Below are 4,331 nucleotides of genomic sequence, written 5' to 3' on the forward strand. Positions count from 1 at the left end.
CCGCTGACCGCTGACCGCTGACCGCTGACCGCTGACCGCTGACCGCTGACCGCTGACCGCTGACCGCTGACCGCTGACCGCTGACCGCTCTATAGTTTAACCTCTCCCTCTTTTAACTCCCTATACTCTCCAGCTGCTAAGTTTTCGTCCAGTATAATATTCCCTATTTGCTCGCGGTGTAACTCTACCACTTTGTTACCTACTGCGGCTAACATGCGTTTAACTTGATGGTATTTACCTTCGCTGATTGATAAGCGTAAGCTGTAGGTGGCAAGTGCTTCTGCTTTAGCTGGGCGGGTGAGATCTTTTTCGTTGTGAAGTTGTACGCCGTTGCGTAGTTGTTCTAATGCGTCTTCGGTTATAGGCTCTTGGGTTTCTACTAAGTAGGTTTTTAATTTGTTGTGCTTAGGCGAGGTTATACGATGCGACCAGTCGCCATCGTTGGTAATAAGCACTAAGCCAGTAGTATCTATATCAAGGCGACCTGCTACATGAAAGTCGGCCATATTTGGCTCATCGAGCAAATCAAATACGGTGGGGTGTAGCTCATCTACATTAGCACACACGTAGCCTACAGGTTTGTGCAGCATAAAGTAGCGCTTGCCTAAAAATACCATAGGCTCGCCAGCAAATGTTACTTTATCTTGCTGGGTTATTTGAAAATCGAACGCGGTAATAACTTCCCCATTAACTTGCGCTTCTTGGCGCTTAATTGCAGCGCGTGCTTTTGAGCGTGGCAGCTCTGCTAGGTGGCTAATAAATTTATCTAAGCGGCAAGGGAATTTCATTTTAGTTCACATTTTTAGTCGGCTACAATGGGCGCGATTATAGCCGATAGTGAAACCCCATGACAGTAAACTACCCACAAATATTAAAGCTCTATCAAGCAAAAATTGAAGCGGGTGAACTACGATTTGATAACGCTCAGCATAGTGCGGTAAATGCGTTAAATAATTTGAGCACACAGTTATGCACAAAAAAATTGTGGTGGCAAAAAGCGCCATTCGTTAAAGGGATTTATTTGCATGGGCCGGTAGGGCGGGGTAAATCTATGTTGATGGATTTATTTTATAAAAACTTACCCACTGAGCGTAAGCAGCGGCTGCATTTTCATCACTTTATGGCGCAGGTACACGCCCAACTTGCTCAATTACAAGGGCAAAAAAATCCACTTACATTGATTGCCAAACAGTGGGCTAAAAATATAAACGTGCTGTGTTTTGATGAGTTTTTTGTTAGTGACATTGGCGATGCAATGATTATGGCAAGGTTATTTAATGCCCTGTTTGATTGTGGGGTTGTGCTGGTGGCAACCTCTAACGTAAAGCCTGAACAGCTCTATCGTAATGGCCTGCAACGTGCGCGGTTTTTACCTACAATCGATTTAATTAATAACCACTGCCACATAGTTAGTGTGGCCGGGCAAGAAGATCACCGCTTTAGATACGGTAAAAACAACCGCCACTATTTTATTAATTTACCCAATGATGAGTTTAATAAGCTTTTTATTAAACAGTATCCGCAAGCGACTAAAAATCAAAGTTTACAGGTACACTCGCGCGCTTTACCGTATTTATTTAAAGCAAATAACGCACTGATGATTGATTTTATGGCACTGTGCTCTGGCCCACGAAGTGCGCAGGATTATATGCTTTTAGCCAAACAGTTTAATGTTTTATATATAGCAAATGTGCCAAAAATGGGTGTAGGCGCAACGGGTAAGGTAATAGTGCATGGTATTGAAGATAGCTACCAACGAGAAAAGCAAACCCTTGATGAGCATTATTTAGATGACGAAGCGAGGCGCTTTATTGCATTGGTAGATGAATTTTACGATTGCCACAAGTTGTTAGTCATTAATGCGCAGGCACAGATAGAAACGCTTTATGAAGGTAAAAAATTGAGCTTTGAGTATGCGCGAACACAGTCGCGTATTGTTGAAATGCAAAATTGGTAATTAGCGCTGACGCTAAGTTTATTTATAGGCGCTTTGCTTGCGTGTTGGTATAAAAATACTGGTATTTCAACTTTGTGCGAGAGCAAGCTTCACACCTAAAACTGAAATAACACAGGTGCAGAGGGTCTTGTAGACGCGCAGCTTGCTGGCGTTTAAAAGCAGTGCTTTTACGTCGTGTTTAACCCCTTTGATAAAGCTATGAGAAGCTTTGCATCAATCCTGAGCAAGCTTTAAGTCTACATTAAATATTAGCACGGTGATTAAATTTACTTGTAGATTATTTGCCTGCTGTGCAGCAGGCAAAGCGTTTAATTAACCTTTATAACCATTAGGGTTATTTGACTGCCAACGCCATGTATCTTCCATCATGGCATCTATTCCGCGTTCTGCTTTCCAGCCTAGCTCCTTAAGTGCTTTTTCTGGCGCGGCGTAGCATGCAGCAATATCGCCAGGGCGGCGAGGCGATACTTGATAAGGTACGTCTTGGCCACTGGCTTTTATAAAGGCATTAACCATTTGCAGTACAGAGTAACCATTGCCTGTGCCAAGGTTATATACCAGCGCGCCGGTATTGTTAGCAATTTTATCAAGCGCTTTTAAGTGACCCATCGCTAAATCTACAACGTGAATATAGTCGCGCACGCCGGTGCCATCAACGGTGTCGTAGTCGTCACCAAATACAGCAAGTTGTTTTAATTTACCTACTGCAACTTGGGCAATAAAGGGCAGTAAGTTATTTGGTATACCGTTAGGATCTTCGCCAATTAATCCCGACTCATGGGCGCCCACAGGGTTAAAGTAACGCAAAATAGCAAACGCAAAGCGTTCATCTGATTTAGCAATATCTTGTAGCATCATTTCAACCATCAGTTTTGATGTGCCATACGGGTTTGTTGTGCCACCAACCGGGAAGTCTTCTTTAATCGGTAAGCTTGCAGGGTCGCCGTAAACGGTTGCTGATGAGCTAAATACGAGTTTAAATACGCCTGCATCACGCATGGCATCTACAAGTGTTAGCGTACCTTGTACGTTTGTTTGATAGTACTCAACAGGTTTAGCCACCGACTCACCAACCGACTTTAAGCCCGCAAAATGAATTACGCTCTCAATGGTGTGCCTTGCAAAAATGGCATCTAAAAAAACTTTATCAAGAATGTCGCCTTGGTAAAATGTGGCTTCTTTGCCTGTGATTTGCTTTACGCGTGCAAGCGACTCTTTTGATGCGTTACTTAAGTTATCAACAACAACAACTTCGCTGCCTTGTTGTAAAAGTTCTAAAACGGTGTGTGAGCCTATATAGCCTGCGCCGCCTGTTACTAAAATTGCCATGAATGCTCCGTGGATACCTTTTTCAATTATCTTAATTTCACCATATATTCTTACTATTTACATGCTTTATCTGTAACTTTTATTATTAAGAGAGGGTCATATAGTAAAATACTTATAAAGTAGTTTAAATGTCGTATTAAGTTATAGTTAATCAATCACTGCTAAAATTATTAGTTATATTTCTGGGCTAAGTCTAAATAATTAGTGCTGCCCCTTTGGAGAATGCTATGAATTCAGTTAAAACAATCGCTATGGCAATGTGTATTGCATTACCTGCATTTGCACACGCTGGAGAATCTGTAGTTAAGTGGCAAGATTTTAAAGACTACCGCGATGTGCGCGCTTCTAGCCAGAGCAAAGCGTCGTACCACAAACAAATTGCTACTCAGTTCGAAAAACACTTTTCTAAACTCGCCGAGCAGTTGCCAAAAGGCTATAAGCTAAATTTAGAAATAACCGATATCGATTTAGCAGGCGATGTACGCTATGGCGGTATGGATGAAATACGCGTAGTAAAACCTATTTATTTTCCGCGTATTAAGCTCAATTACTCGCTTGTAGATAACGATGGTAGTGTAATAAGTGAAGCAAGCGACGTAGAGCTGAAAGACATGGGCTTTATGGATAAAATAAAAATGGGCCGCGACGAGCCGTTTTTTTATGAAAAACGCTTAATCACAGAGTGGTTTGGCGAGCAAATTTTAGCAAATTTAGATTAGGCAGTGTTGCGTGAGCAGGCTTCACTGCTTCGATTAAAATCACAGAGTTGCAATCATCGCCGAGTAGACGCGCAGCTTGTTGGCGTATAAAAGGAGCGCTTTTACATTGGCTATTATTTTTTAAAACCATGAGAAGCTGCGCTTCTAACGTGAGCAAGCTCTACGTCTACAACCCAAATAAGCGCTGGGGCTAAATTTATTGTAGGCGCCTTGCTTACTAGTGCATTTGGAATTTATTCTGGCTAACCGCTAACCGCTAACCGCTAACCGCTAACCGCTAACCGCTAACCGCTAACCGCTAACCGCTAACCGCTAACCGCTAACCG

General features: G+C 42.5%; 4 protein-coding genes. 2 read left to right on the top strand and 2 right to left on the bottom strand.

Going from position 1 to position 4,331, the window contains the following annotated elements:
* Positions 1–89 precede the first annotated feature (89 nt).
* On the bottom strand, positions 90–788 hold the full coding sequence (rsuA, locus tag AN391_RS19640) for a 16S rRNA pseudouridine(516) synthase RsuA (protein ID WP_055016952.1): 699 nt from the start codon (positions 786–788) through the stop codon (positions 90–92).
* A 59-nt stretch (positions 789–847) separates the two neighbouring features.
* Between rsuA and zapE the strand changes: the two genes are divergently transcribed.
* On the top strand, positions 848–1,957 hold the full coding sequence (zapE, locus tag AN391_RS19645) for a cell division protein ZapE (protein WP_055016953.1): 1,110 nt from the start codon (positions 848–850) through the stop codon (positions 1,955–1,957).
* A 312-nt stretch (positions 1,958–2,269) separates the two neighbouring features.
* Here zapE and galE read toward each other — a convergent pair whose 3' ends face one another.
* A complete protein-coding gene (galE, locus tag AN391_RS19650) occupies positions 2,270–3,286 on the bottom strand; it encodes a UDP-glucose 4-epimerase GalE (protein WP_055016954.1) in 1,017 nt (338 codons plus the stop codon).
* Between the two features lie 227 nt (positions 3,287–3,513).
* Between galE and AN391_RS19655 the strand changes: the two genes are divergently transcribed.
* Positions 3,514–4,005: a DUF3016 domain-containing protein gene (locus AN391_RS19655; RefSeq protein WP_055016955.1), complete on the top strand. Its 492-nt coding sequence runs from the start codon at positions 3,514–3,516 to the stop codon at positions 4,003–4,005.
* The last annotated feature ends 326 nt before the right edge of the window (positions 4,006–4,331 follow it).

The organism is Pseudoalteromonas sp. P1-13-1a, from assembly GCF_001401875.1.
Classification (GTDB): domain Bacteria; phylum Pseudomonadota; class Gammaproteobacteria; order Enterobacterales; family Alteromonadaceae; genus Pseudoalteromonas.